The following is a 26,180-nucleotide window of genomic DNA, read 5'->3' on the forward strand; positions in this document are numbered from 1 at the left end:
CCGAGCCCTGACCGACGCGTCAGCCTCCACAGCCGGCGCCTCAGACTCCCGCCCCCGCCCGTCCGGCGTCGCAGACTGGTACCCGTCCGACTCCGCCAACGACACCGGCCGCGAGCCCTCCACGACCACCGGCGCAGGCGCCGACTCGGTCTTGACCGGCGCAGGCGCCGACTCGGTCTTGACCGGCGCACCGACCCCCGCGCTCGATTCCCGCCACCACCTCCGGACGGTCACCGCATCGACCAGGCCCCCGACAACTGCGCCACCGTCACCGCGTCGTGCAGATAGCCGTCGAGGGCCACCTCATCCCGCAGCCCCTCCACCCAGGGCCGCACATATGTTTCCGCCTCCGGCCCCAGCCGCCCGTTTCCATCCCGGCGCAGAGACACCCACGACGGCAGCCGCTGACTGTTCAGGAAATCACGGAAACTGGTCGGCCCCCTACCATCGGCAGACGGCCGCCACCCCACCACCTCCGGCGACGGAGCCGCCAACATCGCCGCCAACCGCTCAATGTTCCGCGCATCCGTCCGGGTGTCATCCAGGAACTGCTGCGTCATCCACCGGTAATCAGCGAACCCGGAATCCTCCGTGAACCACCGGTTCCGATAATCCGCGAAATACTTACGGCGCACCCGCACCAATTTCTCGATCTGCCCGTCAGGAACCTTCCGACCAGAACCGGTGGTGTCCAACAACTCCCGGACCCGCGACTGCTCCCTCCGCCGTTCCGCCGGCGAATCCGCCATCCCCTCCCACTTCTCCGCCCTACGCTGGAACAGCGTCACCACCTGGCGATAACCACCATCCAACCAATGCCAACGCGCACCACCACCCGCGAACTCCGACCTACCGAACGAACGCTGAACCTGACGACGCGCCCACGCCTGGAACGCGTGCGACTGCTCCCACTTCCGCCGCGCCCCCGACTTGTCCGCCACCAACCGCAACACATCCATCGACAACGGCGCCGAATCACCAACCCCCAACTTCACCTCGACCACACGACGCAAAGCCGGCACACCCAACGGCCCCAACGGCCGCGCACCCCGGAAATCCTTCCGATACTGCCGGTGCGCCAACTGCACCACCGTGTCCAGAACCCGCGCATCATCCAAACCCGTAACCGTCAACCCCGCCTGCCGCGCCAGCCACCGCACCTCCAACACCCGCTCCGCCCACGGCACATACGACGACGGCGCCTCCCCCACCCCCACCGGACCCCGCAACCCCGACACATACTCGTCAACAAACTGGTCAGGAGTCTTCACCCCCGCCGCAGAACCCACCCCCGGACCGGCGTCCTCCCCCAACACCCTGCCAAGAGTGCGGAAACCCGCCGCCCACAACAACCCATCACGATCCACCGACCGCTTCGCCGCGTTCAACCGCCCCACATAACCGTCAAGCACCGCCACATGATCAGCGGTAACCGACTCGACCCCACCATCCACATACTCACGAACCAACGGCAAAAACGCGTCAAGACGATTCGACCCATCCCCCGACGCGACCCTGCCCACCCCCAGCTGAACCACCGTGGCCAGCCAAGAATCATCCAACAACCCAACCAGCGAACCGCCAACCCCCTCCGTCAACTCGCGGCGAAGCCCATCCACACTCGCCCGCACCGCCTCATCGAACCCACCCCCACGCCAGTGATGCACCCGCGGCGCCCACTCCGCATCAGCCAACAACAGACGCAGGTTTTCCTCATACGCTGCCCGCACCTCATCACGAGCAGCCTCAAGCCCCTCCGCCCCACGACTGAGCTGAAAATCAAGAGCCGCCAACTCCGACTTCAAATCAACAAGCTCAGAAAACACCACCTCCGGCGACCGAGGCGCAGACGGCGCAGGCAGCGTCACCGGCGCAGGCGAATACGGGACGGCCGGCTCATCCTGCGGCAGCGGCGTCCGCGACGCCTGGTCAAGAGCCTCCCGCGACGAGTCGGGCTCCGCCGTCCGCTGCGACCCAGACGGCGCGCCAGCCAGATCCTCGGCGTCGACCGGACTGCCGGGGTCAGCCGGAGGGGGCCATTCCTCCGGTACGGCATCCAGCGTGGGCGGTCGTGGGGTGCCCACGCCGTCGGTGGTCGCCACGAACCGCAACCGGCCGGGCTCGGCCGGCCCCCGGGCCAGTTCACCCCGCTGGCCGTCGAGGAACACGACCTTTTCGTCATAGGTGTGCATCACGTTGACGGCATGGGAAATCGTGTCGCCCTCACCGGTCGTCACCAGCACACCCCGGGCGCCGGGCTTCGCCGCGGCCATGACCTCCACCACCGCGCGGTAGTCGGCCACCTCCACCAACGGCCGACCCGCGTACTCCTGCAACCACGCCACCGGCAGCATCTCTTCGGGCGGCACCTGCGAACCCTCTCCGTCCGCCAACGACATGTCAGTACCGATCGCCGTCAGGATGCAGTTGGTCTCGTAACCGTCAACGTCAACGTCAACGTCAACCTCAACGTCACCAGGGCGCTGGTTCACATCGCCCAACCAGGGGAACCGGATCGGCACCTCAGCCGGCGGGATCTGACTCGGTAGCAGCACATCCCCGCGCCCCGACACACCAGCCACATCCGGTGGGGAGTCCGACCCGACCGATTCAGGGCCGTTTTCCGCGGCAACCGGCCCAGCCGGCACGTCGGACAACCCCGCCGGCCCGGCAGCACCATCGGACACGGACCACAACTGCACCGTCGAGTTCGCGTCGCCGCCGGCCATCCCCCACCGGCCCGGCCCCACCTGCCACGACGTCAGCGCCAGCAACCCGGCGGGGGCCACCACCGTCTCGATCAACTCGCCGCTGTCCGCGTTCCAGATCCGTACCGTCCCCTCCGCGCTGGCCGCGGCCACCAGCCGACCCGTCCCCGCCTGCCACGACGTCACCGTCGCCCACATCGTGCCGTCGGTGGTTCCCAAGGTCCGCAGCCACTCGCCGCTGTCCGCGTTCCAGATCTGCACCGTCCCGTCGCTACCGGCGGAGGCCACCAGCGGCCCCGACTCCGACGGCCACGACGTCAACGCGTACACCGAGCCCTCGTGGCCGGTGAACCTTGCGGTCTCCACACCATCGTTCGCGTCCCAGACCAGCACCAGCCCGCCGCCGTCGGCAGAGACCAGCAGCGGGCCCGACGCCAGCTGCAACGACGTCATTGCCAACACCGGGCCCTCGTGGCCGAGCAGCCTCCGCTCCACACCGCTGGCCACGTCCCAGATCCGCACCGACCCGTCCATACTGGCGAAGGCCACGAGGCGGTCCGGCCCCGCCTGCCACGACGCCACCGCCGACACCGAGCCGTCGTGGCCCTCCAACCTCTGCCGCTCCACACCGTCGGCCGCGTCCCAGATCCGCACCGTCCCGTCATTGCCGCCGGAGGCCACCAGCCGCTCCGCCCCCGCCTGCCACGACGTCACCGCCCCCACACCGCCCTCGTGGCCCACGAGCCTCACGGGCGGCTGACCGCTGGCCACGTCCCAGATCCGCACCGACCCGTCCTCGCTGGCGGAGGCCACCCGTGGGCCCGACTCCCCCTGCCACGACGTCACCGCCCACACCACGTCGTCGTGGCCGGTCAGCGGACCCCGCTCATCCGGCACAACGGACACCTGTGGTGTGCCAGCATCGGACACGGACCACAACTGCACCGTCGAGTTCACGTCGCCGCCGGCCATCCCCCACCGGCCCGGCCCCACCTGCCACGACGTCAGCGCCAGCAACCCGGCGGGGGCCACCACCGTCTCGATCAACTCGCCGCTGTCCGCGTTCCAGATCCGTACCGTCCCCTCCGCGCTGGCCGCGGCCACCAGCCGACCCGTCCCCGCCTGCCACGACGTCACCGTCGCCCACATCGTGCCGTCGGTGGTTCCCAAGGTCCGCAGCCACTCGCCGCTGTCCGCGTTCCAGATCTGCACCGTCCCGTCGCTACCGGCGGAGGCCACCAGCGGCCCCGACTCCGACGGCCACGACGTCAACGCGTACACCGAGCCCTCGTGGCCGGTGAACCTTGCGGTCTCCACACCATCGTTCGCGTCCCAGACCAGCACCAGCCCGCCGCCGTCGGCAGAGACCAGCAGCGGGCCCGACGCCAGCTGCAACGACGTCATTGCCAACACCGGGCCCTCGTGGCCGAGCAGCCTCCGCTCCACACCGCTGGCCACGTCCCAGATCCGCACCGGCCCCTCCATACTGGCGAAGGCCACGAGGCGGTCCGGCCCCGCCTGCCACGACGCCACCGCCGACACCGAGCCGTCGTGGCCCTCCAACCTCTGCCGCTCCACACCGTCGGCCGCGTCCCAGATCCGCACCGTCCCGTCATTGCCGCCGGAGGCCACCAGCCGCTCCGCCCCCGCCTGCCACGACGTCACCGCCCCCACACCGCCCTCGTGGCCCACGAGCCTCACGGGCGGCTGACCGCTGGCCACGTCCCAGATCCGCACCGACCCGTCCTCGCTGGCGGAGGCCACCCGTGGGCCCGACTCCCCCTGCCACGACGTCACCGCCCACACCACGTCGTCGTGGCCGGTCAGCGGACCCCGCTCATCCGGCACAACGGACGTGCCGGCAGCGGTTCGCGCCTGTTCGAGGTGCCGGTCCAGCTCCGCGGCCGCTGTCTCGACCTGGCCGAGCCGGTCCCTCAACCCCCCGAACTCGGTCGCGGGCAACGAATCGACGTAGGCGTCCACGGTGCGCGGCATCCGCGCACGGCTGAGATCCTGCATCGCCCCGAGGTACCGGTCGGACAGCCCCGTCAGCGAGCTGTCGTCCTGACGAAGTTCGCGCACCCGCTGCAACACTCGGTCAGCGGCGCCCATACGTATCGCGTGGCCGGCGGCGAGAGCCCCCCACCGGCGGATCAGATCCGCACGCGCAGCAGCGACCCCGACGTCGGAAACGGACACCGCCTGCTCACCCGACCCGACCGCCACCGCTTGGCCGCCGGGCTCGGTCGGCCTCCCGCCGAAGGTGGCGGCACCATCCCCGGCCCGCCCCGGCACCGCCGGCTCCACCGGCAACGACGAGATCTGCTCCTCCAACCACCGCCGCGCCAGGCCGAACGCGCTCACCGCGGAGAACAACTCCGCCCGCCACCGCTCGGGCACATCCGGCACCCGCCCCGCCAGGTCCACCCACCCACGCGTGTGCCCGACCAACCGCTCACCCAACGCCACCAACTCATCCACCCGCTCACCCACCCGGCGATGCTCCTCCACCCCCACCGCCGGATCAGCCACCGTCACATCGGGAAGCGCCGCCACCAACTCCTCACGCCGGGCCACCCAACTCCGGGCCGCCCCACCCGGCCCTTCCACCGCCTCCGCGATCCCCACCAACTCCGCCCGCACACGAGCCCACTCCTCGGCCTCGACCTGATCCCGCGGCTCCCGAAGGCCGCCAACCGCCGGCTCGCCGATGGCCAGCTCACCCATCCGCACCGGCCACAGGTCATCCTCAGCCACATGCGCCAACACCACCGTCGACGTCCACCCACCGAACCCGTGCACCACCACGTACACCGGCTCCCGCAACCCCGACGCCGCCGGTGGCAACGCACCATTCAGGAAGACGTCGGGGATCGACGACAGGACCGCCCCGGGATGCATCGGACGCGGGTCCGGCACACCCACCACCAACACCCGCGCACCATCCGGCACCCACCCCCGTCCCACATCCGGCGCCCCCGCCAGACTTCCCCCCGCACGCGCCGCCGCAGTCTCTCCGGCAAGCAACCCCGCCGGCCGCACCTGCGTCACCCGCAAACCACGCTCCGACGGCACAGTCGGAAGGAACACCCAATCCCGGAAGTACGAGAATGCCGGCTGCCCCAACCGCCCCCAATCCATATTCAGCGGCAGCAGGTACGGCCCATGCTCGGCGGGCAATTGAGCGTCCACTCGACGCCGCCGATACGCAAGATCAGCCCCCGGAAGGTTCGGATGCGCCTGGAACTCCCACCACAACGGCCCACCCGGGAACGTCTCCCGGCCCGAGAAATCGAAAGCTTTCAGACCCGGCGGAACAACCCCCGCCTCCGCCCCCGAATCCGCCACATACTGCCAACGGGCCGCCACCGCCCCCGACTGGCCCATCGCCGCCCGGAACTCCGCAATCGCGACCAACGTCCGTGACTCCACCGCCGTCCGTGACTCCACCGCGGGAGCAAACGGCAACGGGTCAGCCGGCAACGCACTGTACGGCGACAACTCGATCACCGCCGCCTCAGGCACATTCACGTCCGATCTGAGCTCACCAAGGAGCAACCGCCGCACGAGATCCAGCGCGTCCTCATGCCCACCGTCCTCGTACGCCAACACCACCCGCCAGACCGCATCACCCGCAGGCCGTTCCCGCCCCGTCCTCGCCGCCCACGCCTCGGCATCCGTCACCGCCTGCTCCCGCGCGAGACCCTCCACATCAACCCCAGCGCCCACACCATCGGGATGCAGCACCACCCACCCGTCACCCGACGCCACCGACCACTCCGCCGCCTCGGTAACGTCGTCAGACCCCCGAGACAGAATCCGCCCGAGCGCGGCCATCACGTCCGGAAGACCCAACGAGGACGCCGGCCTCGACGGAAACTCCTCCGAATCGACATCCGAAACCAAGGCAGGGGAATCAGGCCCCGTCCGGAACTCCTCCTCCGGCGCCGTGCCGTCCATCCCGGCCAGATCCTCATGCTCCGCAACGGTCACGGTCGCGGCGTCTGCCACCCTCGACGGCGGACGTGGGGTGCCCACGCCGTCGGTCGTCGCCACGAACCGCAACCGGCCGGGCTCGGCCGGCCCCCGGGCCAGCTCACCCCGCTGACCGTCGAGGAACACCACCTTCCCGTCATAGGTGCGCATCACGTTCACGGCATGGGAAACCGTGTCGCCCTCGCCGGTCGTCACCAGCACACCCCGGGCGCCGGGCTCCGCCGCCGCCATGACCTCCGCCACCGCGTCGTAGTCGGCCACCTCCACCAACGGCCGATCCGCGTACCGCTGCAACCACGCCACCGGCAGCATCTCTTCGGGCGGTACCTGCCAACCCACTCCGCCCGCCAACGACATGTCAGTACCGATCGCCGTCAGGATGCAGTTGGTCTCGTAACCGTCAACGTCAACGTCAACGTCAACGTCACCAGGGCGCTGGTTCACATCGCCCAACCAGGGGAACCAGATCGACACGTCAGCCGGCGACATCTGACTCGGTAGCAGCACATCCCCGCGCCCCGACACACCAGTCACATCCGGTGGGGTTGGTTGCCGGTGTCGGTTCAGGTCCTCAACCAGGGCGGCCACGGCCGTGGCGAAGTCGTGCCGCGACTCGATCTCCACCTCGTGCAGGATCTCCAGCCGGGCGTTCACGTCGGGCCGGTCCCGGTGCGGGGCCAGATCGTCCTGGACGCGCTGCGGCAGCCGCCGCACGGCGTCGTCGAGGGTCTCCGGCCGGCCGGTGGCGTCCAGCCGCACCACCTCACCGCGCGGGTAGGCGAGGTACGGCGGCTCGGCGGTGGTGCCGCCCCTGACCCGCAGTTCGACCGGGACCGCCAGACTCGCGGCGAGGTCCCGGGCGAGTTGCACCCGGTCCAGTTCGTGTACGGCGGTCTCGTCCGCCGGGGCGGTCGCGGCGTTGTCGGCCTGCCGGGTCGGGTCGGTGCCCAGCACCACGCGCGCCGGGACCGTGCCACCGTGCAGCTCGCGTACCAAGCGGTTCAGCTCCGGGACGACGGACCGGCCGTGGCCGGAGCGGGCGATCTCGGCCAGCGCCACGTCCACGTCCACGACCGGGCCGCGCGGGATCGGGGGGACCCGCAACGCCATCGCGTCCACCTGCTGTTGCGCCGCGTCCTGCTGTTGCGCCGCGTCCCGGGCGGCCTCACTGGCCGTCCTGGCCTCGTCGAGCACCCGTACGGCGTTGGTGTGCGCCTGCGCCGAGACGTCGCGGGCCTGGAACTCCTCGCTCGCGGTCTCTACCTGCCTACGCAGGTCCGGCAGCTCCGCGCGGACCCGGTCGAGGTGCTGTCCGGCGTCCCGGAGGTCGCTGGTGGCGTTCTCCAGCGCCGTCCGGGCCGCGTCCAGTTCCCGCTGCGCCTGGAGAAGCTCTGCCTGGGCGGCGGCCAGCCGTGACTCGTCCTGGCTGGTGGCAAGGTCGTCGACCGTCTGCCGGGCCGATGACTCCAACTCCTCTCGTCGCGTCACCTCCGCTTCGAGTCCCGGCATCGCACGGTTGAGGTCGTCGATCTTCTGCGCGAGCCGGGCACGTTCGCTCTCGGCCTCGGTGACGGCGTTCCTGGCGGCGTCGAGCGACGCCGCCGCGGCGCCCCGAGCGGCCTGCGCGATCTCTTCGTTCCGACGGGCCTGGCCGAGGTCGTCGACGGTGCGCTGGAGTTCCTGGGTGGCCTGCTGGAGGCGCTGGCGCGTCGCCTGCCGCACCCGGGCCACCTCGGCGTCCGAGGCGTCCGAGGCGTCCGAGGCCGGACCGGGATCCGCTGCCGTGGTGAACAGCCGGTCGGCGAGGTGACGCAGTGCCGGCCCGCGGGTGCCGGTGGCGTTGTCAGCGAGGTGGCGGATCGTCTCGGCCCACTGATGCCGCTGCGGCGCGGAGAGGTTCTGACGCGCGTCCTGCACCACCGTGGTGACGGCGGCATCGGGGACGTTCAGGCCGGCGAGCGCGTCGGCGGTCAGGTGCAGGATCGCCCCGTCCACGGCGTCGACCGGACCGTCGAGGGTGGCGGCCAGGTAGCCGAGGGCCGACACGGCGGCCGGGTCGGCCAGGTCCGGCCGGGCCAGCAGGTTGGTCAGCAGCTCCTGCCGCCCGGTCGGCGCTCCGGGCAGCGGGGTCGGGGTCCCGGCCGCCGCCGACGCCGGTGGGGTGGGGCCGAGCAGGTACCGGTATCCGTCGTCGAGGTGACCGTAGCGGGCCAGGGTGAGCAGCGCGTCGCGGGCGGCGAGGTCGACGTCGTGGTGGGGCAGCCCCGCCCGGCGGATCTGAAGCGCGCTGTGCGCCCGGTCGGAGAGCAGGTCCGCCGGGCGGCGGTCGAGGAAGGCGCGGGAGTCGTCCCAGTTGCCGATGGCGAGCCACCGGTCGAGGGCGGCGGTGACCGGGGGCATCGGATGATGCACGACGTGGGGCCGCTCCAGTGGGGTGTCCGCCGTCCCGGCCCGGGTGGCGGCTGGTGGGGGCAGCGCCGGGATCAGGTCGGCGGCGGTGGAGACGTCCCGCCACGCGTTGGCCAGGTCGGTCGCGGTCGTCCCGGACGCGGTCACCGCGGCGGCGACCGCACCGGCGTCGTCCGGGGTCAGGCCGGTGAGCAGCTTGGCGACGTCGTGCAACCGCTGCCGCTCGATGATGTCGAGCGCGCCGAGTAGCGTCGCCGAGTCGCGGCCGGCTGGGTTGGGCAGCCCGGTCAGGGTTCGCAGGGTGTCCGGCCAGTTCTGCGGGGAGTTGATGGTCCACGCGGCGGAGGCGATGGCCCGGAAGGTGTCCAGTGCGCCCACGGCCGGGTCGAGGATGTCGGCCACGGCCCGCAGGATGCCGGCGTCGGAGACGGCCTCCGGCCCCGGCCTGGGCTGGGTCACCCGGGGGTCGGCGTCGACGAGGGCCGCCAGGGCCCGCAGCCCGGCCGGCGCGGCCGGGTCGATCGAGCCGGTCGAATCGATCGGGGTCACCGCGGCCACCGCGTCGGCGAGCACGCGGTGCCGGGCCGCCGCGTCGGCGGCGTCGAGGTAGCCGTACGCGGCGCTCAGTTGTCCGGCCCGGATGGCGTCGAGCAGGGCACGGTGCCGGTCGAGGACCGGATCGCCGGCGGGTGCCGGGGTCGTCTCGGGCCGGGTCACGTCGGGCTGGGCCGGCGGAGTCGGGGGCGACGACGGCCGGGCCTGCTGCTGGTCCTGCGTCAGCCGCGCCGCGGTCGGGTCGGCGCGCAGCACCCCGAGGTTGGCTTCCGCGAACTGCCGGGACGCCGCCCAGTTGCCGTCCTGGAGCAGCCAGCTCGTCAGCACGTCGGGCTCCACGAGGGTGACGGGCTTCGGCGTGGCGAGTTCGCTGACCACCGGGAATACGGCGAGGGTCACCGCCTCCTGGAACTGCTCGGCGGTGAGGATCCGCTCGGCCGTCCCGATGACGAGCGGGTCGTAGAGGCGGTAGGTGCCGTCGGCGTCGACACGCGCCGCGAAGGCACCCTGGGGGCGGGTGATCCACAGTCGGGTGCCGGGGCGCAGCGTGGCGGGCACCCCGGGTAGTGGCCCGGTGGTGGTCCATCCCGGCGGCAGGACGGGGGCCAGCAGCCGCCGCGCCTGCCCGGCCCGCGTCTGCGGGCTGTCGGTGTCGTGCCGGGCGACGTGCGCCCCGAGCGGGTTCGCCGATCGGGTGGGCAGGCCCTCGGTGATCCACTCACGGGCCAGGTCGTCGGCGTCGTCGCGTACCTGCCGGATGTGCGTCTCCAGCTCCGGACCCAGCTCCGCGGCCGCGTCCATCTGCACCGGGGTACGTTCCAGCAGCCCGCGGTAGATCTCGCGTTGCTGCGACACGGGAATCGCGGCCCTGGCGGCCCGCAACTTCAGATCCCGGTCGAGCCCGTGGATCACCTCGACAGCCGTGACCGGGGCGAACGTGCCGTCCGGACCCTCCCGCAGTTCGACGATCCAGCCCTGCGGGTCGATCCGGTACCGGCTGGCCGTGCCCTGTTCGTCGGTGACGGTCAGGTCGAGGTGGGTCTTCAGCTCGAACGCCACCGCCCGGGCCACGGTGCGCGGGTCCTGGACGAGCAGCTCCACCTCCTCCGGTGGGGTGACCGGCGCGGAGCCGGGCGGCTGCACCGCCCGTACCCGGTCGACGATCTCAGGGATCCGCTCGGCGAACAGTCGCACGTCGGTGGCGGGCAGCGGGGCGCCGACCGCGAGTTTGCCGACCTGGTTCTTCCAGCCGGTCAGCTCGGCGAGGTCGGCGGCGGCCTGCTGCACGGGGTTGAGCCCCTGGAGGTGGCCCACCGCCCAGTCCAGCATGACCTCGTACCGGCGGCGGGCCTGCTCGGCGGCGCTGGCGGTGAGCCGGAGCGGGCTGACCGGGTCGTAGTGGTTGCCGAGCTGGTCACGGATCAGCAGGGCCACATGCTGGGGCGCCTGGGCGGGGTCGAAGGTGCCGGCGTCGATGACCCGGCCGGCCACCGGGGCGGCGGCCATGCCCGCCGGGGTCGCGCGTTGCAGCAGACCCTCCAGACCGATCGAGGGCGCGTCGGTCGCTGGTGCGGGCCAGCCGGCCGGGTTGTTCGCCTTCCAGTCGTACCGTTCGGAGAGCCCGCGCTGGAGCTCGTGTACCTCGTCGGCGTACATCTCGAAGTACGCGTCGCCGCTGATCCAGCCGGTGCTGCGGGCGTCGTCGGCCGCGAACCGCTCCGGCTCGGTCGGCGCCAGGCCGGCGTCGCGGAAGAACGCGCTGTGCTGGTGCGGGACCGCGACGATACGCACCTGGATACGCGCCCGGACCAAATTCGTCGGCCCCTGCATCTTGAGGTGGTTCTCGAGCCGCTTGGTGTCGTCGAAGGTGGCGCTGTGGCTGGCCGGCGCGTTCCGGTTCGCGCCGGTGGAGATCCCGCCGCCGGCCGTCGTGTCCGCCTGCGGGCCGATGTTCGTCTTCCCGATCGGCGCGCCGTAGGCCATCCCCACGTCGACGTTGGGCCGCCACCGGTTACGCGACTGGGTGGCCGAGGTGGTGAAACCGAACTTGGCGTACCGGCCGGTGCCGGTGGTGGCGAGCTCGCTGATGATCTCCAGCGAGTGCAGCTTGACGTACATCCGCATGGCGACCCGGTTGTTGGACGAGCCGGCGACGAACAGGTGCGAGCCGAGCAGGTATCCGCCGTCGCCCAGCCCTTCGGAGAGCTGGTTGTCGACGGTGAGCCGGGACAGCAGGCCGTCGAGCGCCACGCTGCCCCGGTACAGCGGGGCGTTGGCCTGCGGGCCGAGCACTTTGCCCATGAGGTGCCGGGCGGCCGGGTAGAGGTCGTCGACCAGGGCGCCGCTGACGTAGGCGTCGCCGGGCAGCGACGGCAGCGCGCGCAGGTCCAGCTGCGGCGACCGGGGGACGGGGGTGGCCTCGGCCAGCCCCCGGGGCACCTTGAAGTCGATCCGCCCCTCGTAGTGACGGGTCAGCACCGGCTCCACCGGCGCGAGGGAGATCCGGTCGGCGAAACCGGCGGGCGCGTGGTGCAACGCCCAGTCCGCCGCGTTGTTCAGACCCGTCAGCACGTGGTTCACCAGGTAGCTCGGCTGCCAGCCGTGCATCTGCACCCGGCTGAGCTCCATGGTCAGGCCGAGGTCGTCTTCGGCTTCGTAGTTCCCCGTCCAGTCGTAGACGGTGCGTTCCCGGACGACCTGCGCGGCACCCTTGACGCCGCGCCCTCCTCCCGGCGCGAACGACAGCGACCCGCCGGTGGACACCGGGACGCCGTCGACCGAGAAGCCGAACCGGGCCGGCGTCAGGTTCCAGCCCAGCGCCTGTCCGATGATGCGAGCGGTGGCGCCGTAGGCGTGTGGGTAGTTCTCGATGCCGTAGTCGGCCCGCCAGCCGGTGTACCGCGGTCGGCCGCCCAGGGTGCCCGAGATCTTCAGCTTGAACATCTGGACCGCCACCGGGTTGCGCTGGTCGACCAGGTAGAACGACACGCCGTTGTAGCGGTGCAGCATGTCGGCGAACACGATGTTCGCGCGCTGGCCGGCGAGCGTGGACTGGAGCGTTTCGAGGCCGCCGGGCAGCGCGCCGACCACCGACTCGTCGGGCGAGACCATCAGCACGCCCCAGCTGTTCCCCGCCCCCGGCCAGTTGTCGTGGCTGGCCCCGAGCAGCCCGGGCCGGCCGGCGTCCACCAGTTCCCGAACGGCGTCCAGCACGGTCGTGGTGGGGCGCGGCCCGCCGTCCGCCGGGGCCGGCCCGGTGAACAGCACCAGCTCGTCGACGCCCGCGTGGCCCAGCGTCCGGTCACCGGTCCGGGTCAGGTAGGGCGGCATGGTCAACGCGCTGAACGGGTTGACGTTCGGGTCCAGGGTGATGCCGAATTCGGTGGCGAACCGCTCGCGGCGGCGCGGGTCGAGCACCGCGCCGCGCTGGGCCAGGTCCACGTGCCGGTCGGCGAGCGTCAGCGCCCACGTCTGGACCCGGTGCTGGATCAGGTACGCGCCGAGGTCGGGCAGACCGCCGGCCACGCGGTCGGCCAGCTCGCCATGCCACCGGCTGAGCAACCCCGCCACGGTGTTGCCGCTGAGCACCAGCTCACCACGGGACCACCGGCCCATCGCGTCGACCAACTGCACATCGCTGACCGGCAGCTTCCCGGCCGCGTACTGCGCCAGGGCCTCCGCCTCCGGCAGGATGAACAGCATCGTGCGGCCCCGCAGGTCGGCTCCGGGTGGCACGCTGACCCGGCTGGCGACGAACCCGACCTGCGTATGGACGCCGGCGCGGACGTTGGCGTCGTATTCCGCCTCGAAGGCGTACCCCCGGCCGAAGGCCAGCTTGAGCATCTCCAGGCCGCCGACGCGCTTGGTCTCCGCCGACTCGCTCTCGCTGACCCGCACGCCCGCCGACGTGCCGAAGCCGACGCTGAGCGGGCCGAACTTGTGCTCGAGGCCGATGTTGGGCAGGTTGAACGCCTTCGCGAACGACCGGTTGGCGACGTTGACGGTCTCGGCCAGGTACAGCTCGATCAGACCGGTGACGTACTGGTCCGGGGTGGCGCCGACGAACCGCGCCCCCCGGATCCGGGGCACCTTGACCGAGAGCGCGGCGTTGGTGTTCGCCCAGAAGCCGGGCTCGACCAGGGTGGTCGCGCCGTACTGGCCGAGCATGGCCTCCTTGAACCGCGCCTGAAAGGTGACGTGGTTGGTCAGGCTGGCCACCGGCCCGGTCATCGGCCGGCCGGCCAGGGTCAGGTCCCGCGGCAACTGGTTCTGCGCCGCGGCGCGCAGGCCGTGCGCGTCGACGAAGTACACGATGCCCTGGTTGAGCGCCGACGGTGCGACGTCGCCGGGGGCCACCTCGCTGAAGGTGGCCGGGTCGGTGTTGAACTTCAGCAGCGCGGCGTGCACGTTGGCGCGGATCAGCTCCGGCGAGACGATCGGGGTGTCCCGGTCGCTGATCCGGACCACGTAGCCCAGGTCGTACGGCGCGTTGACGAACATCACCCGGCCGGCGTACTCCTTCAGCTCCGGCCGGTTGACCACCCGGGTCACCCGCTCGGCGGCGCCGACGTTGCGGCTCACCGATCCGCCGAGGAGTCCGACGGAGCGGACATCCTTGACGCTCGGCGGCAGCGCGGTGTCCACCCCGCCCGCCACCGACCAGCCCTGGTTGCCGCTCGCGCCCTGGCCGGCGATGCCGAGCGACATCCCGAGGGTGACCGTGCTCACCTCGTCGCTGAGCCGTTCGAAGTGCACCGAGTTGCCGTCCGCGTCCACGTCCGCGGAGATCCGGGGGATCGCGTAGACGATCACCTCGGCGGTACGCATCACCCCGTTGCGCCAACTGTGCATGGTGAGCGGCATTCCCGCCTCGGGGGCGGGCGCGTCCGGGTCGTCGACGAGCGCGGCGCCGTCCTGGGCGAGCGAGTCGAAGTGCGACTCCAGGCCGTCGCCGCTCACCATCTTGTTGAACAGGTCCAGGTTGTCGATCGTGGCGTCGGTGTCGCGGTGGACGACCTCGTCGTAGGCGTCCCGCGCCCCGTCGACCATCCGACCCAGCAGCGACCGTTCCGCGAGGGGCGTACCGGGATCCGGGGTCGCCGGCCGGCGCTGCTCCCCGTGCGCCCACGGCCGGTCCCCGTCCGCCGGAAGGAACCCCTCACCGGCCAGCACCTCCATCAGACCGGCCCGGAGCCGCCGCACCGCCGGCTTGTCGATCCTCGGCAGGGCCTGACCCAGCAGACCCCGCCCCTGGATGACGTGCCGGGGCAGCAGGTTGCCGCCGGTGTCCTCCGGGTGCACGCCGGTGTTGCGCAACCTCGGCCGCCACTGGTCGTGCGGCACCGACCGCGGTCGTCCGCCTGCGGGTACCACCGCCAGGTCACCGTCCGCCAGACCGGGGATGGGATCGGGGGCGAAGGCGTCCGCGTCGACGCTGAACCCGTAGTCGAAGGCGTCCGGCTCGGACATGGAGAGCACCGCCGACCCGTTCACCACCGGCGTCGGATGCGGCCACTCGCGCGGGCGGCGGGAGGTGGACACCTCGGCGTGCCACTCGAAGGGCACCTCGTGGCCGACCGTCTGACCGGTGTACCGGCCGACCACGACGTTCAGCGACGCCACCGTGACGCCACCACCGTCGTTGCTGGTCCAGCTCATCCCCGCCCGGGCGGAGAGACCGAGCTTGGTGTTCTCCTTGTACGCCTGTGGATCGTCGAGACGCCGGGCCAAGGGCAGGTCCACCGCGCCACCGAGGGACAGCCCGGCGGACTGCTGGAGGGTGAACTCGCCGCCCTGCCCCACGATGCCGGTACGCACCTGCTCGATGTGGGCCTTGTCGCTGCTGGCGCCCACCCGCGTGGAGCCGCCGCCGAGGCCCACCTGCACGGAGCCGCCGAGACGACGGCCGTACACCCGGATGCTGGCCGCCGCATGCCCGTCGTCGTGCAGCGTGAACGCGTAGCCCCGGGTCATCGCGCCGGCGTCGCCGTCCGTCTCCGGCGTACGCCGGTTGTTCGCCGCCTCGTCGAAGTGGGTTTCCAGGTTCCACAGCTTGCGCTGCAACTCGTTGCGCATCGGGCTTTCGATGGACATGTCGAAGCCGTCGGCGCGCAGCCGGTCGATGATGTGGTCGTACAGCTCGTTGAGACCGGTGATGTTGCTGGCGGAGAAGAGCTCCGGCACCCGCGTCAGGTTGTCCCGCAGGTGCTCGGGCAGGTCGGCGACCACCTGCTCGCCGGCGCTCTCCAGCAGGTGGTCGGGGATCGCCACCACCAGCCGGGCCGGTTCCTGCCCGTCCGCCGGCTCCGGCAGCTCCACCGCCTGCCACGGCTGCCCGTCGCCGCGTGCCTCGATCAACCACCCCGGCTCGTACGAGTAGAACGTCGAGTCCGCGCGGGTGTCGAGCACCCGGCCCTTCTCCGTGTCGATCAGGTAGGCGGACTTCTTGTCGACCTTGTTGAGGTCGGCCTTGAAGCGGGGCCCCCAGTGGGTCATCGGGCCGAGCGGCACGTCGACGTTGAAGTCACCCCGCAACCGCGTCGCCCGCGTGGTGGTGCCGTCGGACTGGCTGTGCGCACCGGTCTGGAAGACACCCTGGGTGAACTGGTTGGCGTGGAAACGGCCGTTCTCACTCGTCCGGCCCTCGGTGTCGTCCAGCGACGGACCGGGCGCCTCCGTGTCGAACGAGCCGGCCGGGTTCGCCACCAGCCGCGGGTCCTCCGGCCGCAGGCGGGCCCGCACCTCGATGCCGCCCAGCGTGAACAGGAGCCCGTCAGCGGAGACCAACTGCGGGTAGTTGTTGAGCAGCCGCTCACGCAACTGTTCCCACTCGTTGTCCCGCACGGTGACGCCCCGGCGGGCCACCTCGGCGCGCAGTCCCTGCTCGATGCGGTCGACGTCCGGCAGGTTGGCCTTGGGATCGCCGAGCGCCAGCGCCCGCCGGTCCGGGGTGGCCGGCCGCGCCGGAGCCGACGCGGACGCCCCGCCGGGATCGGGTGCGGCCGGGCCGGCGCTGGCCTCGTTACCGAAGACCCGGACGTCCCGGTCGGCCTCCGGGACACCGGACAGCAGCCGGGCGACCGTGTCGGCCACCTCGCGCGGGATGGGACCGCCCCGGGACTGGATCACCACCGCCACCCCGGTCGCGGGGGCCGCCAGGGCGTCGGGGGAGAGCGTGTTCGGGCTGGTGCCGTTCTGGGCGAACAGGACGACCCCGGTCTGTTCCCGGACCGTCCAGCCCCGGTACACCTCGTACCCGTCGGTGGCGGACGGGGTCAGGCCCAGCGGCCCCGGCTGCCGGGGCGGTGCCGGACGCAGCGGCACCCGCCAGGCATGCGCGGCGGCCGGGAAGGTCTCCTGCCCCCGGGCGTCGATCGGGATCAGCTCGTCGGCACCGGCGGGCCGCCGGCCCACCACGGAGACCGGCAGGACCAGCTCCAGCCGCCCGCCGAACCGCTCCCGCAACAGCTCCGCCACCTGCGCGGCGCCCACGGCACCGGGCGCCGTGCCCGGGGTGCCGGCGGCCGGGGGCGCCACGAACACCTGGAGCGAACCGGCGCCCGGGGGAAGTGCCTGGCTCACGGCCTCCACGACGGCGACCGGGTCGCTGACCAGCACGCCACCCAGACCGTCAGCACCGACCGACCCGTCCAACACCAGCCGGGGCCGGTCCGGGGTGGTCAGGTCCGACCAGTGCAGTGTCGTGGCGCCGGCCGGTGGCCGCGGACCGGTGTGGGCGAGCACCCCACCCGGGACGTGGCTCAACTGGACCCCGTCCGGCAGGCCGGGCACCTCGGACGGGACGAGAGTACGCCGGTCCAGCCCCATCCCGGAGGTGATCAGGTTCGTCGGCGCGGCAGCGGGCATGCCCCCGAAGATCCGACCGACCCGGTGACCCACCTCGACCGGCAGCGCAGTCGCTGCCCAGCCCAGGAAGACCACCGGCTCGGCCAGCCAGCCACCGGTGTCCGGCAGCAACCGCCGCGCCCCGTCCAGCTCGGTCGCCGGCCCGATCCACAGGTGGCTACCGCCGTCCCAGACCACCCAGCCGTCGCCGAGCCCGTACACGCCGGGCGACTGCTCGGGCAGGCCGTACGGGGCGGGCCGGCGCGGTGCGCCGCTGACCTCGGGCAGGAAGAGGTACCGCTCGGGCCGCCCGCTGAAGAAGGTCACCTCACCGTTGGCGTCCAGCGGGACGATCTGCGGGCTGGGCGTCGGCCGGTCCCGCAGCGCCGACCGGGGCACCGACAGCATCGCCAGGGACTGCGGTCCCAGTGCCTGCGCGGTGACCTCCAGCGCCCGGGCCACGCTGACCGGCTGGTCCTGCGGCCAGTGCAGGACGGCCATGGTGGCGTCCTGCGCCCGCAGCCCGGCCAGCGCGGCACCGAGGCTGCCCGGGTCGAGCACCGAGGAGTGCAGCAGGATGGCCGGGCCGGGGCCGGTCGGGGGCAACACCCGCGAGCTGATCGGACCGGGCGCGATGCCCCCGTCGTGCAGCAGGACGCCGCCCACCGCGCGCTGGAGCCGCAGGTTCTCCGGCAGCCCCTCGGCCATGACGACCAGCGGCGCGTCCGCGGACGGACCGGCCGGCCGGACGACCTGCTGCTGACGGTCGTCGGCGGGCGGTGTCGGCGGTTGCGGGGTCGGGGCGACCTGCTGCGGGAGTACGGCCGGCTGCTCGACCGCCGCAGGGGTTTCCGGCACGAGCGCGTCGAAGTGGACGCCCGGCTGCTCCGGGTCGCCGGCCACGCGGGCCAGATCGACCGGGGTGCCCCCGGTCGGGCCGTACGCGCCCACCGGCCGCACCCCGTCCGGGGCGACCTGGGAGACCTGCATCCGGGCATCGGCCGCGTGGGCCAGCAGCGGTGCCAGGAACCGGCCGGCCGGGCTGCTCGACAGGTTCGCCCAGTCCTGCACGGCCGCCTTCACCGCGGCCAGTTCCCCGGAGTCGAGCTGGCGATCGGGGTCGGTCAACACCTCGAGCAGGTGACGGCCGGCGTCCGCCGGATTCACCCGCATCTCGTAGAGACGTGCCCGCGCGGTGTCCGGGTCCAGGAGACCGGCGTCCACGAGTTCATCGACGCGCCGCAGCGCCTGGTCGGGGCTGAGCGCCGCCGCGTCCCGCTCGTGTTGCTGCCGGAAGGCGAGCCGCTGCGCGGTCACGTCCGCCGGCAACCGCCCCGCGTTCTCCGCCAGATAGTCCGACACGCGGTCCCGCAACAACTCGGTGACCCGGCCGAGCTCGGACTCCTGCGGCACTCCGGTACGAACCGACTCGGCGACAGCGGCCCGTACCCCGGCCGGATCGGAGAGGAACTCCCGCAGGTCCGCCGGCAGCCCCGCGTCCAGCGCGGTGCGGACCAGGGCCGGTTCGGAGGCGACGAACGCGGACAACAGGTCACGACCGTCGCGGGGCACACCGAGCGGGACCAGAGCCGGCCGGGGCTCGACCGTGGGAGCCACATACGACGCAGCCGTCTCCCGGATCTGCTCAAGCTCCCAGGCGGTGAACCCCGGCTCGTTCAGATGATCATCACCCACACGCCTGGAACCCCTGAGCAGATCACCCGGCGAAGCATGGTGCGGCACCCCAGCGAAATGCTTCAACTCATGCCCATACGCACGAGACGGAAGACCCGCAAGCCAATGCAACTGGGTGATCCGACCCTTAGTGCCATCCACACTCACATAGACGTTGTGGCTGTCCTTCAGGTCACTGCCATGCTGGCTGAGCCGAACCACCGTCTCCGCGGCCGGATCGAACACCACCGCCACCGCCTGCGACCCACCCTGCGACCCCAACCCCGCGTTGGTCTGCACCACCCACTGCTCAACCGCACCCAACGTGGCCCGAATGGCGTCCTTCACCACGTTCGCGTCCGGCACCAACCGAAGACGGAACACCACCGTCCCCGACTCACCATGCTGCACCCAATGATCGACGTGAACCCGAACCCCCGCCTGCTCCCCCGCCGTCACCACCCGGAACGGACCGTCGCCCCCCGGCGTCGGCACGAACTCCAGCGGCGCCGGACCCTGCCACGTGAACCGATCCGACTCCACCCGCGTCATCTCGCCCCACGGAGGTAAACCCTCCGCACTGCGATACGACACACGCCAACCACCGTCAACCCACTCCACCGACGGCTCGACACCAGCCGCCCACTCCGACGACGACCCAACCCCGCCATCGGCCGAAGCCGCACCATTCCACTCGTACGCCGCCGGCCCCCCAGGCAACGACGACCCCCCGGTAATGCGCCGACGCCTCGCGGTCCGCCCAGCAGCCTGTTCGTCTCGCTTTCTGCGCCTGTCGTGCTTGTCCTTCCGCGCCTGGAGCTGATCTTTGAAGGTTTTGAACTCGACTTCCGCCTTGCCCGTGTTGAGGAGCCGGTAGGCGTGCGTGGGTACGTCGACCCCCGGATTGGCGAGCCGGTAGGCATCCTTGGCTGCGTCGTCCAACGGCTTCAACGGCACCTTGACCACCATGAACATGCTGTTGACGAGATCCGGCCCGACCCGCCATCCTCCTACCCGCAGAGTGATCTCCGCACCCTCAGAAAGATCCACCTCCCACCCATCGATTGTTGTACCCGGACCGCTGAGCTGAAGATCGACAGGCGTGGGTATTCTGGCATGCTTGTTCAAGGTCTCATCGAGAGATATGCCCTCGGTAAGTTCCCACCGATCCCACAGCTCCCAGAAGGAGTTTCTGCGGTGCCACTCGATGTCGCGCACAGTGGGGACGGCGGCCAACTCCCAATATAGGGCCTGCCCCCCGTTCTTCTCGGCCGGGATTTCCACGACCGCGACTGGCCGACCATCGACGATGTCATAACCGACTTCGAGAACCACATTCGTCATGTCCTGGGGGACGACGAACGAACTCCCGTCGGCGACTTTGGCGGCCCCCCGTGGGATGACGAGGCTCTTGGTTGCCCTCGCGTCATCATCACCCGCGCGGAATTTTATGCCCAACCTCCCTGAGTCGCGGTACAATGCCGTCGACATCTGGAAGGAGTCACTGAACAACGGCTTGTGGAATTCCCACACTCGGGCGGATGCTCTTTCCCTCAGTTCGGCCAGCTCGCTGTCGGTGAACTCACGGTCGAGTTCCCGGTAGATGACGTCACCGCCGGCTGCGCTGTACGGGATTCTGGCAATACCGATGCCTTCCCCGTCGACCTTCCCGAAGTCGACAGCGACCACATCACCCGGGGCGACAATTTGGGTGGTATCCAGAACAGGACCACGTTTGCCGCCTAGCTGGAGGAACAGAGTTGTGCGGCTCCTGGGGCCGCCCCCGGCCTCGCTGGCGGTTAGGTGGAGGGTGAACGGGGATTCGAGTTGCGGGCGCTCGTCCCGCCAGCCGCTGTCTTCGTGGAGACTGTCGAGGTATTCGCGATGTTCTTTGAGTTCGCGGACCTGCCTGTCGAGGGAGACGGGGGCGCCTAGGCCGAGACCGGGCGGGTGCTCTGGCTGCCGACGGATGTACGCGAGATTACGGTGGAAGGTACGCTTCAGGAAATGTCCGTGCCTGCCGGCCAGATTGGCTTCCGCTGCGACGATCCTGTCTTTCAGCAGAGCGATCACATCGTTGAAGAGTGCATCCAGCTGCTCCTTTACGTTGGCGGGCACGGCTGTCTGCGGGAAGCCACTGCCGAGGCTGGGATCGGCTGGATCGCGGGGCCGGAGAAGGTGGTAGGCACCCTTCCAGAAAACGACCTGATGCCGGACGGCACCAGCATCGGGCGTCGGGCCGATGTCTTCTGGAGCATCGAACGGATGGTGGACCCGCATCGGCTTGCCCAACCCCCCGGCGAAGATATGGGGGATCACATACGCGAGTTCGTAATCTCCGGACAGGGCGTTTGAGAGCTTGTCGAGCCAGATCCGGTGCAGGGCTTGCCGTTGCTGCTCCGACACGCCCTCCGGATACGGAAGGATCTCCTTGAACGTCGACTGCTCACCCCGGGCGAGGTCCTCGGTGAGCTTTCGAGCCGCCCAGGCGCGCAGTCCAGCGACGTTGGTGATGCCCGGCATCGCCAACAACTCCGGAGTGTTCAACAACGAACGGTAGAAGGCGTCGGTTGCTTTCTCCCTCTCCGCGCGAGAAATGTCGAACACGCCGCGCACCCACTTGTCAAACTGGGCCTCGACATAGTACGCAGCTTGCGCCAACCGCGTGGTCGCCGCTACCACTTGCTTATCGAAGTCCTGCGGCGACCACTCCGAGCCATTCGCCGGAGTCGCCATGTCCATTCCTGCGAACGGGTCCGCTTGTCCGAACGGGCCCGCCGCCCACGCCAGGTCCGCGAACTCCAGGCCAAGACCATACGGGTCGTAGTATTCCGCTGAATCGGACGGCTGCCCGCCCGCGTCAGAGTCGGCCGGGGGATGCCATTCCATCGCCGCCGGCCGGCCCGGCAGCGAACCGGAAACCCGCTCCGACGACACCGAGCCCGACCCGGACGACCCAGCCGACCGAGGCGCGACCGTGGGAGCCACATACGACGCAGCCGTCTCCCGGATCTGCTCAAGCTCCCAGGCGGTGAACCCCGGCTCGTTCAGATGATCATCACCCACACGCCTGGAACCCCTGAGCAGATCACCCGGCGAAGCATGGTGCGGCACCCCAGCGAAATGCTTCAACTCATGCCCATACGCACGAGACGGAAGACCCGCAAGCCAATGCAACTGGGTGATCCGACCCTTAGTGCCATCCACACTCACATAGACGTTGTGGCTGTCCTTCAGGTCACTGCCATGCTGGCTGAGCCGAACCACCGTCTCCGCGGCCGGATCGAACACCACCGCCACCGCCTGCGACCCACCCTGCGACCCCAACCCCGCGTTGGTCTGCACCACCCACTGCTCAACCGCACCCAACGTGGCCCGAATGGCGTCCTTCACCACGTTCGCGTCCGGCACCAACCGAAGACGGAACACCACCGTCCCCGACTCACCATGCTGCACCCAATGATCGACGTGAACCCGAACCCCCGCCTGCTCCCCCGCCGTCACCACCTGGAACGGACGGTCGCCCTCCGGCGTCGGCACGAACTCCAGCGGCGCCCGCCCCTGCCACGTGAACCGATCCGACTCCACCCGCGTCATCTCGCCCCACGAAGGCAAACCCTCCGCACTGCGATACGACACACGCCAACCACCGTCAACCCACTCCACCGATGGCTCCACACCAGCCGCCCACCTCGACGACGACCCGGCCTCCACGCCCACACCAGCCGAGAACGAGCCCTCCCCAGGACCCCACCGCAACGCCGCCGGCCCCCCAGGCAACGACGGCCCACCTCCCGTACGCCGACGCTTCGCGGCTTGCCCAGCTGCGGCTCGCTCTTCGCGCTTGGCGGGCCTCTCCTTCCGCTTCTGGAGCTGCTCTTTCAGCGCATCGAACACGGCGCCCGACTTGCCCGTGTCGACAAGCCGGTAGGCGTGCGTGGGAGGGTCGACACCCATGTTGGCGTTCCGGTAGGCCTCTTTGGCTTCGTCGTCCAACGGCTTCAACGGCGCCTTGACCACGACGAAACCATTGTCGTCGACACCCGGTCCGACCCGCCGCTTTCCTACCCGCAGGGTGATCGCCGCCCCCGCAGACAGATCCACCTCCAGCCCATCGACTGTCTTACCCGCACCGACGACACGAATATTGATGGGTTTGGGTATCCTGGCACGGTTCGCCAATGTCGCGTCGAAAGAAATTTCATCGGCAAGCAACCATCGATCGTACGACTCCCAGAAGGAACTCGCTTTGCGCATCCGCTCGATGTCGCTCGCGGTGGGGGCGGGATCGGTCAACTGCAGGTACAGGACATCCCCCCCGGTCTGTTCGGCCGGGATTTCCGCAACCGCGAGGGGTCGATAATAGAGGTCATACCCAACCTCCAGAACAACCTTCGCCACGTCACGGGGGACGACAAACGGAGTTCCGTCGGCAAGTTTAGTCCGTGAGATAACGGCTTTCCTGACCTTGCCATCATCACCCTCACTGAACCGCACGCCCAAAGCGCCGTTTCCCTCCAGTGACGTCTCCATCCGGAAGGAGTCACTGAACGACGGCTTGTCGAATTCCAACACTCGGGCGGCGGATGCTCTATTCCTCAGAGAGGCCAGCTCGCTGTCAGTGAACCTACGGTCGAGTTCCCGGTAGATGAAACTCTCGGCGCCCTCGGCCGCGGTGTACCGGATTCTGACAATACCGACGCCCTGCCCGTCGACGACCTTCCCGAAGTCGATAGAGACCAAATCGCCGGGGGCGACAAGTCCGGCGGTATTCAGAACAGCAATAGCCTTGCCGCCCATCCAGAGGCTCACATCTGCGGCGCGCCTGTAATCGCCGGCGCTCCGGCGGAGTGTGAATGAGGCTTCGAGTTGCGGACTCTCGTCCTGCCAACCGCTGTCTTCGTCGAGTCTGTTGAGGTATCGACGATATTCCGAGAGTTCCCGGACCTGCCTGCTCAGGGAGACGGGCTGCTTACGGATGGCCGCGAGGTTACGGTCGAAGACGTGCCGCAGAAAATGTCCGTGCCTGCTGGTCGGATCCGCTTCCGCCTCGTCGATCTGGCGCTTCAGCTCGTCGAGAAGGGCATTCAGATTCTCCTTCTCGTTGGCGGACACGGCTGTCTGCTGGAAGCCAGTGTCGATGCGGGGATCGGCTGGATCCTTAGGCTGGAGCAGGTGGTAGGCACCCTTCCAGAAGACGACCTGCTGCCGGACGGCACCAGCAGTGGACGTCGTCGGGTCGATGTCCTTCGGAGCATCGAACGGATGATGGATCCGCATCGACATGGACAACGCCCCGGCCATGAGACGCGGAATCACATGCGTGAGTTCGTAATCTCCGGATTCGGCGTTCGAGAGCTTGTCGAGCCAGATCCGGTGCAGGGCTTTCCGTTGCTTCTCCGACATGCCCTTTGGATACGGAAGGAACTCTCTCAACGTCGACTGCTCGCCCCGCGCGAGGTCCTCGGCCAGCCACCGGGCCGCCCGCACGCGCAGTCCAGCCGCGTTGGTGATGCTCGGCATCGCCGACAACTGCGGGGTGTCCAACAATGAACGGTAGAAGGCGTTGGACGCTTTTCCGCCCGCCGCGCGAGAGGTGTCGAACACCTCGCCCACCCACTTGTCGAACTGCGCCACGACACGGGACGCAGAGAGCGTCGACCGCTGAATCTCCGCTAGCACTTCCTCATCGAAGCCCGGCGGGATCGACTTCGAGTTGGGCCCCGGAGTCGACATGTCCACTGCTTCGAACGTGTCGAACGGGTCCGTTTCCCACCCCAGGCCCTCGAGCTCCGGGCCAGGACCATCCGGGTCGCCGTCCACGGGACCCGACGACTGTCCGCCAGCGTCGGCATCGGCGTCGGCCGGGGGGTGCCACTCCATCGCCGCCGGTCGGCCCGGCAACGAATCAGAGACCGGGTCCGACGACCCCGAGCCCGACTCGGGCAACCGAGCCGGCCGGTCGGACGGCTGCCAGGGGGAGCCGGCCGGCTCGGGGGAGGTGGTGTCTGCCTGCATCGCCTGGGACGGGCCGCGGGGTGGGGTGGTGGAGGCGAGCAGGATGGCGTTGGGGTCGACGCTGGTCGTGGTGGTGGGCTGCGGGTGTGCGGTGGTGCGCTCGGGAAGGAGGGCGGCGATGGTGGTGGGTCGTCCGGTGCTGTCGAACGCGGCGAGTCGGGTGCTCGACGCGAACAGGTGCCGCAGCCACGGGTCGGTGGTCGGGTCGGGTGGTTCGGGTCGGTCCTCGGCGCCGGGCACCAGGCCGTCGCGCACCTTGATGGTCGGTGGTCCGGATGGTTGTGGTTGGCTGTGGAGGGCGAACACGTGTTGTGGTTCGTTGGGTGGTGCGACCCTGACCACGACCATCGAGCCCGGTGCCGCCCTGAGCGCGGCGAGTACGTCTTCCGGTGTGACTCCGTCGGGCCAGCCGTCGGGGTGGGCGACGCGTTCGGGTGTCGCGTCGAGGATGTCCAGGAGTTGCGGCCAGCTCGTGGTGGGGGCGAGTCGGCCGTCGGGTCCGAGGATCCGGTCGTCGGATACTGCCCGGTTGCCGGGCCGTCCGTAGGCGGTGGTGTAGGCGTCGAGGGTGGCCTGGACGCACCACCACCACGGGTCGCGGCTGTCGGGGTCCACCGGTGTCTGATCGATCCAGTCGGCGACCCGCCGCGCGGACTCGGCCGCCGCGACGGCCTGCCCGGTCGCCGCGACCGCCGGCTCCGGTGCCGCGCTGGCCGGCTCGCCGCGTCCGACCGGGTCACCACCGACCGAGTCGCCCGACGAGGACACGTCACTGAACGGATCCCTGTCCCCGCTGTCGGGCTTGGCCGGGTCGCGACTGATCGGCTCGTCCAGTGAGGAGAGGTCACTGACCGTGAAGGTGTCGTCGGACCTGCCATTGCGGCTGAACATGTCGTCACCGGAGACGGACAGGTCGCTGACCGTAAAGGTGTCGTCGGACCTGCCATCGCGGCTGAAAATGTCGCCATCGGAGAC

The 26,180-nt window shown here is 70.4% G+C and carries 1 protein-coding gene; it reads right to left on the bottom strand.

All coding sequences use genetic code 11. The features are described 5' to 3' along the window. Positions 1 to 230: 230 nt before the first annotated feature. Positions 231 to 26,096: a toxin glutamine deamidase domain-containing protein gene (locus JD77_RS28010; RefSeq protein ID WP_342799697.1), complete on the bottom strand. Its 25,866-nt coding sequence runs from the start codon at positions 26,094 to 26,096 to the stop codon at positions 231 to 233. Positions 26,097 to 26,180: the final 84 nt, after the last annotated feature.

Source organism: Micromonospora olivasterospora, from assembly GCF_007830265.1.
GTDB classification, from domain to species: domain Bacteria; phylum Actinomycetota; class Actinomycetes; order Mycobacteriales; family Micromonosporaceae; genus Micromonospora; species Micromonospora olivasterospora.